16 protein-coding genes and 1 tRNA gene are annotated in these 16,115 nt (G+C 63.0%); 11 read left to right on the top strand and 6 right to left on the bottom strand.

Annotated features, from left to right (window positions below):
• The first annotated feature begins 50 nt into the window (after positions 1-50).
• From plsX to AB6B38_RS04370, 5 genes are all read left to right on the top strand, one after another.
• Complete coding sequence (plsX, locus tag AB6B38_RS04390) at positions 51-1,127, top strand: phosphate acyltransferase PlsX (protein ID WP_371394558.1); 1,077 nt, start codon at positions 51-53, stop codon at positions 1,125-1,127.
• Positions 1,124-2,086 carry a beta-ketoacyl-ACP synthase III gene (locus AB6B38_RS04385; protein WP_371394557.1) on the top strand — a complete coding sequence of 321 codons (963 nt, stop codon included), beginning with the start codon at positions 1,124-1,126 and terminating at the stop codon, positions 2,084-2,086. The genes plsX and AB6B38_RS04385 overlap by 4 nt, the downstream gene beginning before the upstream one ends.
• 81 nt (positions 2,087-2,167) lie before the next feature.
• Positions 2,168-2,470 carry an integration host factor subunit alpha gene (locus AB6B38_RS04380; protein ID WP_371394556.1) on the top strand — a complete coding sequence of 101 codons (303 nt, stop codon included), beginning with the start codon at positions 2,168-2,170 and terminating at the stop codon, positions 2,468-2,470.
• Positions 2,471-2,483: 13 nt separating this feature from the next.
• Positions 2,484-2,900 carry a MerR family transcriptional regulator gene (locus AB6B38_RS04375; RefSeq protein ID WP_371394555.1) on the top strand — a complete coding sequence of 139 codons (417 nt, stop codon included), beginning with the start codon at positions 2,484-2,486 and terminating at the stop codon, positions 2,898-2,900.
• 94 nt (positions 2,901-2,994) lie between these two features.
• Positions 2,995-3,071: transfer RNA gene (locus AB6B38_RS04370), tRNA-Pro, on the top strand.
• A 13-nt stretch (positions 3,072-3,084) separates the two neighbouring features.
• Here the strand turns inward: AB6B38_RS04370 and metC are convergent.
• Positions 3,085-4,227 (bottom strand): cystathionine beta-lyase, encoded by a 1,143-nt coding sequence (gene metC, locus AB6B38_RS04365; protein WP_371394554.1) that lies wholly within the window; start codon positions 4,225-4,227, stop codon positions 3,085-3,087.
• A gap of 63 nt (positions 4,228-4,290) precedes the next feature.
• Between metC and AB6B38_RS04360 the strand changes: the two genes are divergently transcribed.
• Entirely contained in the window at positions 4,291-5,352 is a 1,062-nt protein-coding gene (locus AB6B38_RS04360; protein ID WP_371394553.1) for an amino acid ABC transporter substrate-binding protein, read from the top strand.
• Here the strand turns inward: AB6B38_RS04360 and AB6B38_RS04355 are convergent.
• A complete protein-coding gene (locus tag AB6B38_RS04355; protein ID WP_371394552.1) occupies positions 5,349-6,362 on the bottom strand; it encodes a cysteine synthase A in 1,014 nt (337 codons plus the stop codon). The genes AB6B38_RS04360 and AB6B38_RS04355 overlap by 4 nt on opposite strands.
• A gap of 111 nt (positions 6,363-6,473) precedes the next feature.
• Between AB6B38_RS04355 and AB6B38_RS04350 the strand changes: the two genes are divergently transcribed.
• Genes AB6B38_RS04350 through AB6B38_RS04335 form a run of 4 tightly spaced genes read left to right on the top strand, consistent with a single transcriptional unit; the run spans position 6,474 to position 10,207 of the window.
• A complete protein-coding gene (locus tag AB6B38_RS04350) occupies positions 6,474-7,139 on the top strand; it encodes a cupin domain-containing protein (RefSeq protein ID WP_371394551.1) in 666 nt (221 codons plus the stop codon).
• A gap of 49 nt (positions 7,140-7,188) precedes the next feature.
• A complete protein-coding gene (locus tag AB6B38_RS04345; RefSeq protein WP_371394550.1) occupies positions 7,189-7,869 on the top strand; it encodes a DUF6134 family protein in 681 nt (226 codons plus the stop codon).
• A complete protein-coding gene (locus AB6B38_RS04340) occupies positions 7,869-9,419 on the top strand; it encodes a cryptochrome/photolyase family protein (RefSeq protein WP_371394549.1) in 1,551 nt (516 codons plus the stop codon). Before AB6B38_RS04345 ends, AB6B38_RS04340 begins: the two co-directional genes overlap by 1 nt.
• Positions 9,416-10,207 (top strand): SDR family NAD(P)-dependent oxidoreductase, encoded by a 792-nt coding sequence (locus AB6B38_RS04335; RefSeq protein ID WP_371394548.1) that lies wholly within the window; start codon positions 9,416-9,418, stop codon positions 10,205-10,207. The genes AB6B38_RS04340 and AB6B38_RS04335 overlap by 4 nt, the downstream gene beginning before the upstream one ends.
• On the opposite strand, the gene AB6B38_RS04330 is transcribed toward AB6B38_RS04335, so the two are convergent.
• From AB6B38_RS04330 to AB6B38_RS04315, 4 genes are read right to left on the bottom strand one after another with little or no spacing between them, the layout of a single operon-like run.
• Positions 10,204-11,454 carry a class I SAM-dependent methyltransferase gene (locus AB6B38_RS04330; protein ID WP_371394547.1) on the bottom strand — a complete coding sequence of 417 codons (1,251 nt, stop codon included), beginning with the start codon at positions 11,452-11,454 and terminating at the stop codon, positions 10,204-10,206. The two genes, AB6B38_RS04335 and AB6B38_RS04330, sit on opposite strands and share 4 nt — an antisense overlap.
• A gap of 57 nt (positions 11,455-11,511) precedes the next feature.
• Positions 11,512-12,303, bottom strand: coding sequence for a DUF1365 domain-containing protein (locus tag AB6B38_RS04325; RefSeq protein ID WP_371394546.1), 792 nt, complete (start codon positions 12,301-12,303; stop codon positions 11,512-11,514).
• Positions 12,303-13,673, bottom strand: coding sequence for an NAD(P)/FAD-dependent oxidoreductase (locus tag AB6B38_RS04320; protein ID WP_371394545.1), 1,371 nt, complete (start codon positions 13,671-13,673; stop codon positions 12,303-12,305). Before AB6B38_RS04320 ends, AB6B38_RS04325 begins: the two co-directional genes overlap by 1 nt.
• Complete coding sequence (locus tag AB6B38_RS04315; protein WP_371394544.1) at positions 13,670-15,124, bottom strand: deoxyribodipyrimidine photo-lyase; 1,455 nt, start codon at positions 15,122-15,124, stop codon at positions 13,670-13,672. Before AB6B38_RS04315 ends, AB6B38_RS04320 begins: the two co-directional genes overlap by 4 nt.
• 122 nt (positions 15,125-15,246) lie before the next feature.
• Between AB6B38_RS04315 and kdsA the strand changes: the two genes are divergently transcribed.
• Positions 15,247-16,110: a 3-deoxy-8-phosphooctulonate synthase gene (gene kdsA, locus AB6B38_RS04310; protein WP_371394543.1), complete on the top strand. Its 864-nt coding sequence runs from the start codon at positions 15,247-15,249 to the stop codon at positions 16,108-16,110.
• Positions 16,111-16,115: the final 5 nt, after the last annotated feature.

Raw genomic sequence — 16,115 nt, 5'->3', positions numbered from 1 at the left:
ACCGTTCGCGGAACCGGGGTGGGACAGGATTTACGTTTCCGGATCCCTTTATGAATTCAGAGCTGGTACTTTCTCTTGATGCCATGGGCGGCGATCACGCGCCGGGCATAGTCGTTGACGGCGCGGCAGTCTTCCTGAAAGGGCGGCGCAGGAAAGTGCGCCTCCTGTTCCATGGCGATGAAGCCCAATTGCGGCCGCTGATCGACGCGCACCCTGAGGTCGCTGCGGCCGCCGAGATACGCCATAGCGATAGCCAGGTTGATATGTCGGCCAAGCCATCTGAAGCGGTTCGCCGCTCGCGCGGCTCGTCGATGTGGAACGCGGTCCAGGCCGTGCGCGATGGCGATGCGCAAGTGGCCGTTTCGGCGGGCAATACCGGCGCCCTGATGGCGATCTCGAAGGTGTGCCTGCGCATGAAGGCGGGCGTGCATCGCCCGGCGATTGCGGCAAGCTGGCCGGTGCCCAAAGGCTTCTCCACGGTTCTTGATGTTGGCGCGAATGTGGAATGCACGCCCGCCCAGCTGGTGGAATTTGCGATCATGGGCGAGGCGTTTCACCGCGCCGTGCACCGTGAAGCCCGTCCGAGCGTGGGCCTGCTCAATGTCGGTCAGGAAGAGCTCAAGGGTAATGACGTCGTACGCGATGCCGACGCCCTGATCCGCGCCGCTGGGCTGGACATGAATTATCGTGGCTATGTCGAGGGCGACGACATCTCGCTTGGTACAACCGATGTCGTGGTGACGGACGGGTTTACCGGCAATGTCGCCCTGAAGACTGCCGAAGGCACGGCCCGGCTGGTAGCCGGCTGGATGCGCGAGGCGCTGACCAGCTCCATCATCGCCAAAGTCGCTGCCAGCCTCCTCCAGCTGGGGGCGCTGGACCAGCTACGGGCGCGAATGGACCCGAACAATGTCAATGGCGGCGTGTTTCTGGGCCTCAATGGCGTGGTGGTCAAAAGCCATGGCGGCACAAATGCAGCCGGGTTTGCCACTGCACTGCGTATCGCGCTGGAAATGGCCGACAGCGCCTTCTTGAATGAGATAGAGCAGAACCTGGCATTGCTTGAGGCGGCGCAGCTCCGTCTCGCAGTGGCGCAAACGCCCGAAGGGCAGCAGGAGAGCGCGTGACCGCAATCAGATCCCGTATCGCCGGTATCGGCACCTACCTGCCAGAGCGGGTTATGCTCAATGCCGAGATGTCGAGTTTCGTGGACACGAGCGATGAGTGGATTCGCGAACGCACCGGCATCAGCCAGCGCCATATTGCCGCCGAGGGAGAGTTCACCTCCGATCTGGCCACTCACGCATCGCGGGCAGCGCTCGCCCATGCGGGCATGGACGCCAGTGAGATCGACCTGATCGTGCTGGCGACCGCGACGCCGGACCTGACCTTTCCGGCAACCGCGACCATGGTGCAGGAGAAGCTGGGCATACGCCACGGCGCCGCGTTCGATGTTCAGGCGGTATGTTCAGGCTTCCTCTACGCGCTGGCCACGGCCGACAATTTCATCAAGGCCGGGCAGGCGAAGAACGCGCTGGTCATCGGGGCCGAGACCTTCTCGCGCATCCTCGACTGGACCGACCGGACCACATGCGTGCTCTTCGGCGACGGGGCAGGGGCGATGGTACTGTCATCGGCCGGCGAGGGCGAAGGGCTGATAAAAACCCATCTGCGCTCTGACGGGCAGTTCTGCGATCTGCTCTATGTCGATGGCGGGCCGTCACGCACCAAGACCGTTGGCCATCTGCGCATGCAGGGCAATCAGGTTTTCCGCCACGCGGTCGGCAAGATTGCCGGCTCGATGGAGGAGCTGTCGGAGCTGGCAGGTATCCCGATCAGCGAGATTGACTGGTTCGTGCCCCACCAGGCCAACCAGCGGATTCTGGAAGGCGTGGCCAAGCGCCTGTCCATCCCGGTGGAGAAAGTCATCTCCACGGTCGGGCAGCATGGCAACACGTCTGCAGCCTCCATTCCGCTGGCCTTTGACACGGCGGTGAAGGATGGCCGGATCAAGCGCGGCGATCTGGTGCTGATGGAGGCGCTGGGTGGCGGCTTCACCTGGGGTGCGGCCTTAGCAAGATATTGACCGTAAACGTATGGTTAACGTTGACCGCCGCGCCCGCTAGGGCATAACGTTTGTTATCGATTTTAATCGGGGGAGTTTCCAATGACGGGCAAGACACTTACCCGCGCAGATCTGGCTGATGCGATCCACCGGGACGTTGGCGTCTCGCGCCAGGAATTGGCGCAGCTGGTAGAGGCGGTGCTCGACATGATTTCCGACACGCTGGTCAAGGGAGAGACGGTCAAGCTGTCATCCTTTGGCTCGTTCCAGCTGCGCGACAAGAATGGCCGGGTAGGGCGCAACCCCAAGACCGGTGAGGAAGTGCCGATCGATCCGCGCCGCGTGCTGGTATTCAAACCGTCCCAGGTGCTCAAAGAGCGCATCGACACCGCGCTGTCGAAATAGGACAAGCGCAAGCATGGCCAAGTCCGCAGACGCATACCGCACCATCTCGGAGGCTGCCGCCGAGGTAGACCTGCCGACCCACGTGTTGCGGTTCTGGGAAACCAAGTTTGCCCAGCTCAAACCCGTCAAGCACAAGGGCGGGCGCAGGCTCTACCGGCCGCAGGATATCGCGCTGCTCAAGGGCTTGCGCCGCCTGCTTTACGCCGAAGGCTATACCATCAAGGGCGTGCAGAAATATCTGCGCGATCACGGCGTGGCCGAGGTGGCCGCGCTGTCTGATGGCGGTGAAGTGGCCGTTCCGTTGCCAGACAACGCTGGCGAAGGCGCCGCGGTGCCGGCCGCCGGATCGGTCCCGGCCCTCCAGCGCGTCCTTGCGAAGGTGGAGCGGGCCAAATCCCGTCTCGATTCCGCGCTTGCTGCACGCGGCTAGGCAGGGCTGGAAAGCCGTGTTGCCAACGCCGTAATCGCCAGCCTATAAGACCGCTCCTTCGCTCCACACCCCTTGCGAAGGAAGACGGAAGAGTTGGAGCGTAGCGCAGCCCGGTAGCGCACTTGTCTGGGGGACAAGGGGTCGTGGGTTCGAATCCCGCCGCTCCGACCATTTTTCCGTACGGTCAGATACGCGCCAGCGCCTGCTCCAGGTCGGCCCAGAGGTCTTCCACATCCTCCAGCCCGATCGACAGGCGCAACAGCGCGCCTTCCGCCTTCCAAGGCAAGGCGGTGCGCCTGATCTGGCGGTCGCAAGACAGGGCAAGGCTTTCATACCCGCCCCAGGAAAACCCGATGCCGAAAAGCTTGAGGCTGTCCACGATGGCTTCGCCCTCGCGCGCGCTGACGCCTTTCAGCACGAAGGAGAAGCATCCGGCTGCGCCGGAGAAATCACGGGCGTAAAGCGCGTGATCCGGGTGTGAGGGCAAAGCCGGGTGCAGGACACGGCTGACCTTCGGGTGCGCCTCCAGCCGCCGGGCGATTTCCAGCGACGCCGCCTCCGCGCGTTCCAGCCGCAAGGGCAGGGTGCGCAGTCCCCGCAGTGCCAAAAAGGCATCGTCGGGCGAGACATGCAGGCCATAAAGCTTCTCGCGGTCGGCAAGACGTTTAGCGGCCTCGCCGCGCGCCGCTACCGATCCCATCAGGAAATCGGAATGCCCGCCGACATATTTGGTCAGGGCCTGCGCGGCATAGTCGACCCCCATCTCCAGCGGGTTCATCAGCACGCCCGCCGTCCACGTGTCATCAATCACGGTCGGCACGCCCGCAGCCCTGGCGGCGCTGGCGATGGCGGGGGCATCCTGTATTTCGAGAGTCAGAGAGCTCGGCGATTCCAGCGCAATAAGGGCGGTATCTGATGTAATGAGCGAAGTAATGCCAGCGCCGATACGCGGATCGTAATAGACCGGCTTCACGCCCAGGCGGGGCAGTTCTTCATCGCAGAAGCGGCGCACCGGCCCGTACACGCCATCACTGATGAGCGCAACGCCCGGACCTTTGAGGGCTGTGCGGATGGCCAGCACGACAGAGGCCAGACCGGACGGGGCCAGCGCGCAGTGGTCCGCATCATAAAGACCGCGAATCGCGTCACGAAGCTCCTTGTTGGGAGCGATGCCGCCACGGCCATAATGCCGCCGCGAGCCTGTGGGTTCATAGAGCTCTGACGTGGAAGGAGCCAGCACGGTGGAGGCGCGCTTGATTGCCGGATTGACGAGGCCATCACCCTCATCGCTGCGCCCAGAATGGATGATGCGCGTATCGCGTTTCATATCGACGCCGACGCTCCTCTTCGCTAAACCCATAGTCTGTCAGCCTTTAGGGCGGACCGCACCATGACGCCAACAGCTTTCTTCGACTTTCTCATGCCGCGCCGCCTCGCGCGCGCTGCAACGGCGTTTGCGCTCGGCTTCACCGTATCGCAAAGCCAGACCGCCGAACTTGGCACGCAGATGTATGAGCTAAGGGAGCGCGGCACGCTGCGATGCGGCGTTGATACGGGCCTTCAGGGCTTTGCCAGGCAGGATGAAGAGGGTGAGTGGAGCGGGTTCGAGGTTGATCTGTGCCGGGCCTATGCGGCCGCTTTCCTTGGCAGTCCTGACCGGGTTCAGCTGGTGCCGCTGACAACGCAGGCGCGCCTGGACGCGCTCGGCGAGGGCGAGGTGGACATCCTGCTGCGCAATACGACCTGGACCCTGACGCGCGATGCGCAGGAGAATTTCTCGTTTGCGGGCATCTACTATTATGACGGGCAGGGTTTCCTGGTGCCGCGCGATCTGGCCATCACCAGCGCGCGCGAGCTGGACGGTGCGCGTATCTGCGTCCAGCGCGATACCACAACGGCGCTTAACCTCTCCGACTATGCGCAAATCCATGATCTGACCTTCCAGCTTGTCGAGGTGGCAACGGTGCGCGCCGGGATCACCGCCTATGGGCGGGGCCAGTGCGATGCGCTGAGCAATGATCTGTCGGGTCTTGCCGGCATGCGCATGACATTGTCCGAACCGGACGCGCACCTGATCCTGCCCGATGTGATCTCGAAGGAGCCTCTGAGCGCCGTCGTCGCCTCACGCGACCAGAAGTTTGCCGATGCGGTGCGCTGGGTGCTTCATGCGCTGATCGCAGCGGAGGAATACGGCATCACCTCTGCCAATGCGGCCGAGATGGCCGAAAATGGCAGCAATGCGGAAATCCGCCGCCTTCTCGGCGCTGAAGGGCCGCTCGCCGAGGGCCTGTTCTTGGACGCGGAGTTCGCTCTGCGCGCGATTGAAGCAGGCGGCAATTATGGCGAGTTGTTTGAACGCAATCTGGGCACCGCTTCCGGCCTGAACCTGCGCCGGGGCCTGAACAGCCAGTGGAATGAAGGCGGGCTGATGTATTCGCCGCCTTTCCGCTAATTCTTCACCCAGGGCGGGACGCGCAGGCCCTTCTCCTTGAGAAATTCCGGGTTGTAGAGCTTGGATTGATAGCGCGCGCCGTGATCGCACAGAATGGTCACGATGGTGTGGCCGGGCCCCATCTTGCGGGCAAGGCGGATAGCACCGGCGATATTGATCCCCGCCGACCCGCCAAGACACAGCCCCTCGTGCTGGATCAGCGCGTAGAGGATTTCCAGCGCTTCCTCATCGGGGATGCGGAAGGCGTGATCGACCGGCGCGCCTTCCAGATTGGCCGTGATCCGGCTCTGACCGATGCCTTCGGTGATGGAATTGCCTTCGGCTTTCAGCTCGCCATGCGCGTAATAGCCGTAAAGCGCGGCCCCGCCCGGATCGGCGAGCGCAATCTGCACGTTCTGGCTCTTTGATTTGAGATACATGCCGACCCCGGCCAGCGTGCCGCCAGAGCCGACGGCGGCCACGAAGCCGTCAATCTTGCCGCCTGTCTGCTCCCAGATTTCCGGTCCCGTCGTGTCGAAATGGGCCTGCCGGTTGGCCACGTTGTCGAACTGGTTGGCCCAGATGGCGCCGTTGGGCTCGCTGGCGTTCAGCTCCTCGGCGAGCGCACCGGAATAGCGCGCATAGTGATTGGGATTGGCGTAGGGGACGGCATCCACCTCGATCAACTCTGCCCCCGCCAGCAGGATCGCGTCGCGCTTTTCCTTCGACTGGGTGCGCGGAAACACGATCACTGTGCGGTATCCCAGCGCCGAGGCGACCATGGCCAGCCCGATACCGGTATTGCCGGCCGTGCCTTCCACGATGGTGCCGCCGGGTTTGAGCGCCCCGCTTTTTTCGGCAGCCCGCACAATGCCGAGCGCCGCGCGATCCTTCACCGAGCCGCCGGGATTGAGAAATTCGGCCTTGCCAAGGATTTCGCAGCCCGTCGCATCACTGGCAGCGTTCAGGCGGACCAGCGGTGTGTTGCCGATCAGGTCGATAACAGAGCGGGCAGGGTGGCGGGCTGTCATGGCTTGGCCTCTTTGAAAATCAGATGTCTGCGTTCTGGCTAGCGGTCTGGCTGATCCGGTCAAGGGTCCACCGCGTATAGATTTCCGAAACACCAGATGGAGCTTTGCCCCGTGCCTGCCAGAGAAGACGCGCATCTGTTCGATTATGCCGCTGGTACAGGCCCCGCCGCCATACGCCTTCTGGCGGAATGTCAGGCGGAGCTGAACCCTCAAGCCAGCACTTATGTCCGCGCCGCGGAAACGGGCTTTGGCGGACTGCTGGCCAGCCTTCATCCTGCGTCCATGCCTGCCAATGCCCTCGACGCGGTGCTGACGCGCGCTGAAGAGCCGGTGTTGGCTGCACCGGACGACGATCAGGCCCTTGATCCCTCCACCGGCCTTCCACGGGCCTTGAGCCCCTATATCGAACGCTCGGCCAGTGGCGGGCTGAACTGGTCGCGCCGCCTTGGGGGCGTGCAGGAAATTGTCCTGGACGCCGTCAGTGACGAGACGGCCGAAGCCAGCCTGGTCCTTCTCAAGCCTGGTGGCGGCATCCCGCCTCACGATCATGGCGGCGAGGAGCTGACCCTCGTTCTGACGGGAGCTTTTCACGATGGTCACGCGTTGTACCGGGCAGGTGATCTTTGCAGCGCGGCACCTGGCATGCGCCACCGTCCAGCCGTGCAGGGCAATGTGGCCTGCATATGCCTGACAGTGAGCATGGGAGAATGGAAGCCGGTCAATCCGCTCTATGGCTTGATAGACCGGATTGTACGCCCCTTGCGCCGCCTGAACTGATCGGCCGGGCCGTGGACGTGCGCTTTTTCAGAATCCGGGAGTATGCCTGATGAAACCGCTAGCCATTCTTGCCAGTGTCATGGTGCTGGCCGTCGCAGCGCCTTTGGCGCATGGCGCCATTCCCGCCGATCCGCGGGGCGGTGAGACGATCCAGTTCAATGTTTATCGCGGTAATTCCAGTTTCGGTACGCACGAGGTCCGGTTCTCGCGTAGCGGCGAGGAGCTGACCGCCGAAATTTCAGTGCGTCTACGCGCCGGTGTCGGCCCGCTGACCGTGTTCCGCTACGAGCACGACTCGGTAGAGCGCTGGCGGGGCGGGCAGTTGGTGACGCTGGAGGGCGAGACCCTTAAAGATGGCGACCGCTTCCCGGTTGCAGCGGCGCGCAATGGCTCCGGCATCGTGAGCGAAGGTGTCCTTCCCGAGGGCGAACGCCATACCGAGGAACTGCCGCGCGACATCATCCCGTCCTCGCACTGGCGTGGATATGAAGAAGATCTGCGCCGGATTCTCAATACCGAGCATGGCGATGCGATGGAGGTAACCATCACCGATATGGGAATGGAGCAGATCGAGGCCGATGGCGGCACCATTCAGGCCCGCCGCATCCGGCTGGAAGGCACGCTCACCGTCGATCTCTGGTATGATGAGAACGGCTTCTGGGCGGGGTGCGAGTTCGAGGCGCGCGGCCAACGCATCCGCTATGTCCGGCAGGCCAATCCGGCTGCCTGATGCGCACCCTGCGGCTTGTCCTTGGCGATCAGCTGACGCGCGAGCTGTCTGCCTTGCGGGGCGTCCAGCCTGACGACCTGATCCTGATGGCCGAGGTCAATGACGAGGCGTCATACATCCCGCATCATCGCAAGAAAATCGCCTTCCTGTTCTCCGCCATGCGCCATTTCGCGCACAGCCTTCGAGAGGAGGGGCTGAGGGTGCGCTATGTGCGCCTCGATGATCCCGGCAACGCCCACAGCCTTGAAGGCGAGGTGGCGCGCGCCCTGGCCGATGAGGCGGGCCTGCAGCGTATCGTGCACACTGAGCCGGGTGAGTACCGGCTGATGGAGATCATGCGCGAATGGCCGGACAGGTTCGATGTGCCTGTCGAGATGCGCGCCGACGACCGCTTCATCTGCTCGCATGAGCGCTTCGCCCGCTGGGCCAGCGGCAAGCAACGCCTGACCATGGAGTATTTCTACCGCGAGATGCGCCGGGAGACCGGCCTGCTGATGGATGGGGACGAGCCTGAAGGCGGCCAGTGGAATTATGATGCGGAGAACCGCAAGGCACTGCCGGCGGACATCAGACTGCCGCGCCGCGCATGGGTCGAACCTGATGCGATAACGCGGGATGTCATGGCGCTGGTCGAAGAGCGTTTCCCGGACGGGTTCGGCGATATCGAGCCCTTTGGCTATGCGGAAACGCGCGAAGGCGCGCTGGAACAGCTGGGCTGGTTCATCGAGAACGCCTTGCCGGATTTCGGTGATTATCAGGACGCGCTCAAAGACGGCGAAACGTTCCTCTTCCACTCCGTCCTGTCGCTCTACCTCAATTGCGGCCTGCTGGACCCGATGGAAGTCTGCCGCAAGGCGGAGAGGGCCTGGCAGGACGGCAAGGCGCCGCTGAACGCGGTTGAGGGTTTCATCCGGCAGATAATTGGCTGGCGCGAATATGTGCGCGGCATCTACTGGCACTTAATGCCGGAATATCTGGAGCGCAATGCGCTGAACGCGCACCGGCCCTTGCCGGAGTTTTACTGGACCGCCGAAACGGACATGGCCTGCATCGCCGATGTGGTGAACACCACGCGCAAGCACGCCTACGCCCACCATATCCAGCGCCTTATGGTGACCGGTAATTTCGCGCTTCTGGCCGGTATTGATCCCAGGGCCGTCAATGAATGGTATCTGGCCGTCTATGCCGATGCCTATGAGTGGGTGGAAGCGCCCAACACGCACGGCATGGCGCTCTATGCCGATGGCGGCGTCATGGCGACCAAGCCCTATGCGGCGAGCGGCGCCTATATCGACCGGATGAGCGATCATTGCAGCAAGTGCCGCTATGACGTGAAAGCCAAGTCCGGCGAAAAAGCCTGCCCGTTCAACTATCTCTACTGGAACTTCATGCTGGAGAATGAGGCGAGGCTGAAGGGCAATCGCCGCCTCGGACCCATCCTTTCAAACCTCAATCGGTTCAGCGACGCTCGCCGCGAGGCAATACGCGGCGACGCCAACCGCTTTTTTGAATCCATCGGCATCGCCCGGACACAAAGGAAAGCCTCATGACACCGCGCGCCATGAAACCGTCAGACGGTGTTGCCTGGGTAACAGGCGGCAGTTCAGGCATTGGGGCGGCGCTGGCGAAGCGTCTGGCTGGCCAGGGCTGGACGGTCGTGATTTCCGCCAGAAGCGCGGACAAGCTGGAGACGATCGCTGCGGGGCATTCCGGCAAGGGCCATATCATCGCGCACGCGGTCGATCTGACCGATGCCAAGGGCGTGGAAGACGCTGTGAAGGCCATTGAAGCAGCGCACGGGCCGATTGGGCTCGCTGTCCTGAATGCGGGCATCTACCTCTCGATCAATGCCGAAAACCCGTCCTTTGAAGACTACAAGAAGACATTTGACGTGAATTTGTCGGGCACGGCGGCGTGCCTGTGCGCGCTGACCCCGCGCATGAGCGCGCGCAGGACGGGTCAGATCGCGATTGTGTCCTCGGCGACATCCTTCGGCGGCATGCCGACCTCGTCGGCCTATGGAGCCAGCAAGGCGGCCCTGGTGAACATGGCGGCGTGCCTGCGCATCGAGCTGCACCGCTATGGCGTGCTGTGTCAGGTCATCACGCCGGGCTTTGTCGAGACGCCCGCGCAGGACGACAATGCCTTCCCCAAACCCTTCATGGTCAGTGCGGAGACGGCGGCAAAGCGCATCGCATCGGGCCTGAGGAGCAAGCGGTTCGAGATCACCTTCCCGCGCCGCTTCACCTGGGCGCTGAAAGCCATCTACGCGCTGCCCTATGGCTGGTCGCTGGGACTAGTAAGAAAACAGACCGGCTGGGACAAGCCGGCGAATTAGCGCTCCAGCACGAACTGGCCGACATCGATGCGGCCGGTGCGGAAGCCCGCCTCGCAATAGGCCAGATAAAACTCCCACATGCGCCGGAAGCGCAAATCAAAGCCCATCGGCTCGATCTGCGGCCAGGCAGCCTGAAAGCGTTCCATCCAGTGGGCCAGCGTGTCGGCATAGTCCACGCCGAACATCTCGGTCGTAACGGAAGTCAACTCGGCCTTGGCGAACTCGCCATTCAGCCGTTCCACGCTTGGCAATATGCCGCCGGGGAAGATGTAGCGCTGGATGAAGTCCGCGCGCTTGCGATAGCTGTCAAACAGATCATCGCGGATCGTGATGATCTGCAGGCCGGCCTTGCCACCGGGTTTCAGGCACTCGCGCACCTTGGCGAAGTAGGACGGCCAGTATTCCTCGCCCACGGCCTCGAACATCTCGATGGAGGCGACGGCATCATAGCTGCCGGTCTCGTCTCGATAGTCCTGCAGCTTGATCTCCACCCTGTCTGACAGACCCGCGCGCTCCATGCGTTCAAGGGCATATTCGCGCTGGGAAGGCGACAGGGTAAGGCATGTAACCGTCGCGCCGATTTCGCCAGCCGCGTATTCGGCGAACCCGCCCCAGCCGCAGCCAATCTCCAGCACGTGCATGCCGGGCTTCAACCCGATCAGCCGGGCAAGGCTGGCGTATTTTTCCTTCTGTGCGGCCTCCAGCCCGAGATCCGGCGCGGTAAAGCGCGCAGCCGAATAGGTCATGGACGGGTCGAGCCACAGCTCATAGAAGGCATTGCCGAGATCGTAGTGTGCCTCGATATTCTTGCGGGCCTGCGCCTTGGTGTTGGCACGCAGGCGGTGCCAGACCCAGTGCGCCATACGGGTGAGGGGGCCACCCTTCTCGATATTGTTGATTTTATCGAGGTTTGCGGAAAATACTTCCAGCACTGCTGCAAGATTGGGTGTTGTCCACTGGCCCGCCATGTAGGATTCGGCAAAGCCGACATCACCGCCTGCGAACACGCGGCGGACCATGGCGTAATCGCGCACCTCCATCACCGCATCGGCGCCCGGCTCCTTGCCCTGAAAGCGCAGGCTACGGCCATCAGGCAGCACGACGGTCAGGGATCCAGTGCCAAACTTCAAAAGCAGGGTAAGGCCCGCCTTGAACAGGCGCGGCACGCCCTGCAGGCGGGCAATCGTGTCCCGGCAAGCCTGAAGCGGACGCGAAGGGTCAAAACTGGAAAGTGTTGCATCGGTCATTCGGAGATACCTTCCGGCTGACTGCCGGTCCAATTCTACGCCTTTTAGTGATTACGCTCAAACTGTCCGCCTGGATGCATCCGGCTGCTCGATAATCGTATCGTCGGCCGGAGGCTGGGGACGGCGGTGATAGCGCGCGCCCTTGAGGAAAAGCCGCACCGCCTCCCAGTGGATGGCGGAGATGGTCTTCAAGGTCGAAAAAGGCTGCAATACGAAGAGCTTGAGCAAGCTTCGCGAGGACACGGTTCGCGCCTGTAGCTGCATGGTTGCGAGGAAATCCTTGCCTGCGTCCCCGGCCTTGTGGATCACGAGCGAAAGCTGGTCATCGCCATCGCGCAAGGTGAAGTCATAGCGCCCTGATACCGGGAAGAAGGGCGAAACGTGGAAACGCTTCTGCGCGCTGTGTTTCGCCGGCCAGCTGCCCGCCAGGGGCGCGACATAGGCGTGGGCGTCGCCGAACGTGTTGTGGACCTGATAGATCACCGCGAGCGTGTTTCCGTCCGCATCGTCAGCCAGATAGAGCGAAATCGGGTTGAAGACATAGCCCAGCACGCGCGGCGAGCATAATAGCCGGACGCGCGACACGGCAGTATCGACGCCCGCCGCAGCAAGCCGGGCCAGCGCCCACTCTTTGAGCGATGTGCCGTCCCGTGGGCCGTGGTCGCGCTGGCGGAAGCTGAACAGGTTGAAGCGTTCGACCGAGAACAGGCGTGACTGGCGGCCCGCTGCCTCCAGCTGGTCGAGGTCCAGCATCATCATGGCGATGGCATAGCGGAAGCGATGCACGAAAGGCTGGGTGCGTTCGTGTACGGTATGTCCGAGGAAAAGCCGGGCAGGCGGCGTCATCATCACTCCGCGGGCAGGGCGTGAACATCTGGCAGGGCGATGCCCGGCCGCTCACCCCATTCTCCGCCATTTACGTCGCCATCGGCAAATGCCCACGGAATCGCGCCGCCAAGGCGCAAGGCCACGCGCAGGCCGGAGCGCAGCCCGTCCTCGTGAAAGCCATAGCCCAGCCACGCGCCGGCAAACCAGGTATGGCGCACGCCCTGCACCCGATTGAAGATGCGCTGCGCCGCCAGACCGGCGGGTGTGAATTGCGGGTGGTCGTAGTGATAGCGCCCCAGCACTTTGGCCGGGTCGGGCTCACGCGACGGGTTCAGCGTCACCAGCATGGGCTGTTCCGGATTGATGTGTTGCAGACGGTTCATGTCGTAAGTTACTGCAGCAGCGCCGGTATTATCATCGCGCATATAGCACCAAGCCGCCCGCGCGCCCTTGCGGCGGGGCAGAAAACTCTCATCGCGGTGGAGCACCGCCACGTTGGGCGCGTAGGGGATCGCGCCCAGCATTTCGCGTTCGTCAGCGTCCGCATCGGTGAGTAGCGCCAGCGCTTCATTGGAGTGGCAGGCCAGGATCACCTCGTCGTAGCGTTCTGCATGGCCATCCGCGTCCACAATCCGGACCCCGCCGGTACGCAGCCGGGTGACGCTGACCGCGCCGGAGCGGCGCTGCACGCCGGACGCCTCCATGTCGCGCCACAGCGCGTTGACATAGGTCTGGCTGCCCCCGGCGACGGTTTCCCATTTGGGACGTTTCGCGTTGACCAGACGGTGGTTCCTGAAAAACCGCACAAAGGCTTCGGCCGGGTAGGCGGCCATGTCGCTTTCACTGGCCGACCAGATCGCCGCGCCCATGGGCAGGAGGTATTGTTCCCGGAAGGCGGTACCGAACTCGTACAGATCGAGATACTGGCCGAGAGACAGCCCCGTGAGCACACCGCCTTCAAGGTCACGCACGGCCTGCGCGTTGAAGCGCAAGACATCGCGCAGCATGCCGATGAAGGAGGGGCGCAGCAGGTTGGAGGGCTGGGCGAAGAGGCCGCCAAGCCCGTTGGAGGACCATTCACACCGTCCGCCCAGGCTGAACCCGAAGCTCATGTCGGTGCGGTGTGTTTCAATGCCCAGATGGGCAAACAGCGCGGTCAGATTGGGGTAGTTGAGCCGGTTGAACACGATGAAGCCGGTATCGACCGGCGTTTCCTGTCCGGCGTGATCGACATGCACGGTGTTGGCGTGGCCGCCAAGACGGCTATCCTTCTCGTAGAGCACGACCTGATGCAGGCCGCGCAGCGCCCAGGCCGCACCCAGACCAGCCACACCGCCACCAATCACCGCAATGCGTGCAGGCCGGTTCAATATCGGGTCGATTGAGCTCATGCGGCATCCTTGAGGCTGGAGAAGGCGGCCAGTGCGCGTTCGCGCGCCATGGTGTGGTCCACTATCGGTCTGGGGTAGTCACGGCCAAGCGTTATTCCGGCGCGCCCCAGAATATCGGCCGGAGCCGTCCATGGCGTGTGGATATATTTGTCTGGCAGCTTCGCCAGCTCCGGCACCCATTCGCGGACATAGCTGCCGGATTCGTCAAACTTTTCGCCCTGCGTGACAGGATTGAAGATGCGGAAATAGGGCGCGGCGTCCGCGCCTGATCCGGCGACCCACTGCCAGCTGGCGGCGTTATTGGCGAGGTCTGCGTCCACCAGAGTGTCCCAGAACCATTCCTCGCCCCGGCGCCAGTCGATCAGGAGATGTTTGGTCAGAAAGGAGGCGACGATCATGCGGACCCGGTTGTGCATCCAGCCCGTCTGCCAGAGCTGGCGCATGCCCGCATCTACGATCGGATAGCCAGTCTGTCCGCGCGTCCACTTTTGGAAAACCGCTTCATCACAATTCCACGGAAAGTCATTGAACTTAGTCTGGTAATTGGATTCAGGCAGGTCATCGAAGTGATAGAGTAGATTGTAGGAGAACTCCCGCCAGCCGATCTCCTTCAGAAAGGTCTCACGGCCTTTTCCGGCCGGGACGTGGCTGACAGCATGATGCCAGATCTGTCGGGGGGAGATTTCACCGAAATGCAAATGCGGTGACAGGCGCGACGTGCCTTCTGTGCCCGGCAGGTTGCGCGTGTCGGCATAGTCGCGCGCCGCATCCTCGCAGAAGGTTTCGAGCCTCGCCCGCGCGCCGTCCTCGCCGGGTGTCCAGACGGGGCTGAACCCTGTCGCCCAATCTGGTGAGGACGGCAACAAAGACCAGCTGGAAAGGGCGTCGGAATGCACGCCCTGCGAACCGTCGGTGACGGAGCTAGGCGCAGGCAGGGGGGCGATATCGTCACAATGCGGGGCCAGCGCCCGGAAATAGGGCGAGTAGACGCGGTAGGGCCCGCCATCCTTTGTCGTTACATGCCACGGCTCAACAAGCAGGGAGGCGTTGAACGTCTCCACCGCAGTGCCGCTGTCTTTCAGATCGTTCTTGATCCGGGCATCGCGCTGGCGGGCAAAGGGCTCGTAGCACCGGTTCCAGAACACGGCTTGCGCGTTCAGCTCTTTAGCCAGGCCCGTCACCACCTCATAGGCATCGCCCCGGCGCAGGATCAGGCGTGCTCCAAGGCGTTGCAGGCTGGTATCAAGCGCGGCAAGGCTGTGGTGCAGCCACCAGCGCGACGCACCGCCTCTGGCCCATTTGCCGGGCGTCTGGTCATCGAGCACGTAAAGGCAGATCACCGGCGCGCCGGAGTTCGCCGCCGCCAGCAGGGCCGGATTGTCGGCCCGTCGCAAGTCCTGGCGGAACCAGCAGATGACGGGAGAACCAGCAGAATGAGTTGAGGTGGACACGATAATGAAAGCCGCAGTGCAAGGATGACGGGAATACCTATGTCAGCTATTACGAGGCCAACCGGGGCGCGGATCAGCGAAATCTGATCGCGCTGCACCTGACAAGGAAAGACAGACCGCCCATGACCGCTCCCAATTCCGTTGTGACGCTGGCTCGCGGCACGCATCCCGCGTTCGAGATCGGCAATACCCGCCCGCTCACCTTCATCGCCGGGCCTTGCCAGCTGGAAAGCCGCCAGCACGGGCTGGAAGTGTCTGCCATGCTCAAGGAGATCGGCGAGCGTCTGGGTTGCCAGATCATCTACAAGACCTCGTTTGACAAGGCGAACCGCACCAGCGCCAGCGCCCAGCGCGGCATCGGCCTTGAAGACTCGCTGCCGATCTTTGCAGAAATCCGCGAGACCACGGGCCTTCCGGTCCTCACCGATATCCACACCGCCGAACAGTGCGCCATCGCCGCCCAGGCGGTCGATGTGCTGCAGATACCCGCCTTCCTGTCCCGTCAGACCGACCTGCTGGTCGCTGCGGCGCAAACCGGCAAGGCGATCAATGTGAAGAAGGGCCAGTTCCTCGCGCCGTGGGACATGAAGAATGTCGTCGCCAAGATCACCGGCGCGGGCAATCCGAATGTGTTTGCCTGCGAACGCGGCGCGAGCTTTGGCTATAACACGCTGGTCTCCGACATGCGCGCGCTGCCGATCATGGCCAGTATCGGCTGCCCTGTTGTTTTCGATGCGACGCATTCGGTGCAACAACCCGGCGGGCAGGGTGCTTCGTCCGGCGGCCAGCGCGAGTTCGTGCCGTATCTGGCCCGCGCGGCGGTCTCCCTTGGCGTCGCGGCGGTGTTCATGGAAACCCACCCCGATCCGGACAATGCACCGTCTGACGGGCCGAACATGATCCCGCTGAAGCATTTTGAGGCGATTGCAGCTGATTTGCTGGAGTTTGACCGCATGGCCAAGGCAAGCCCCGTAATGGCGCTTTAGGTCCG

The organism is Glycocaulis abyssi (assembly GCF_041429775.1).
Taxonomy (GTDB): domain Bacteria; phylum Pseudomonadota; class Alphaproteobacteria; order Caulobacterales; family Maricaulaceae; genus Glycocaulis; species Glycocaulis abyssi.
This window is presented reverse-complemented; position numbering and strand designations above follow the sequence as displayed.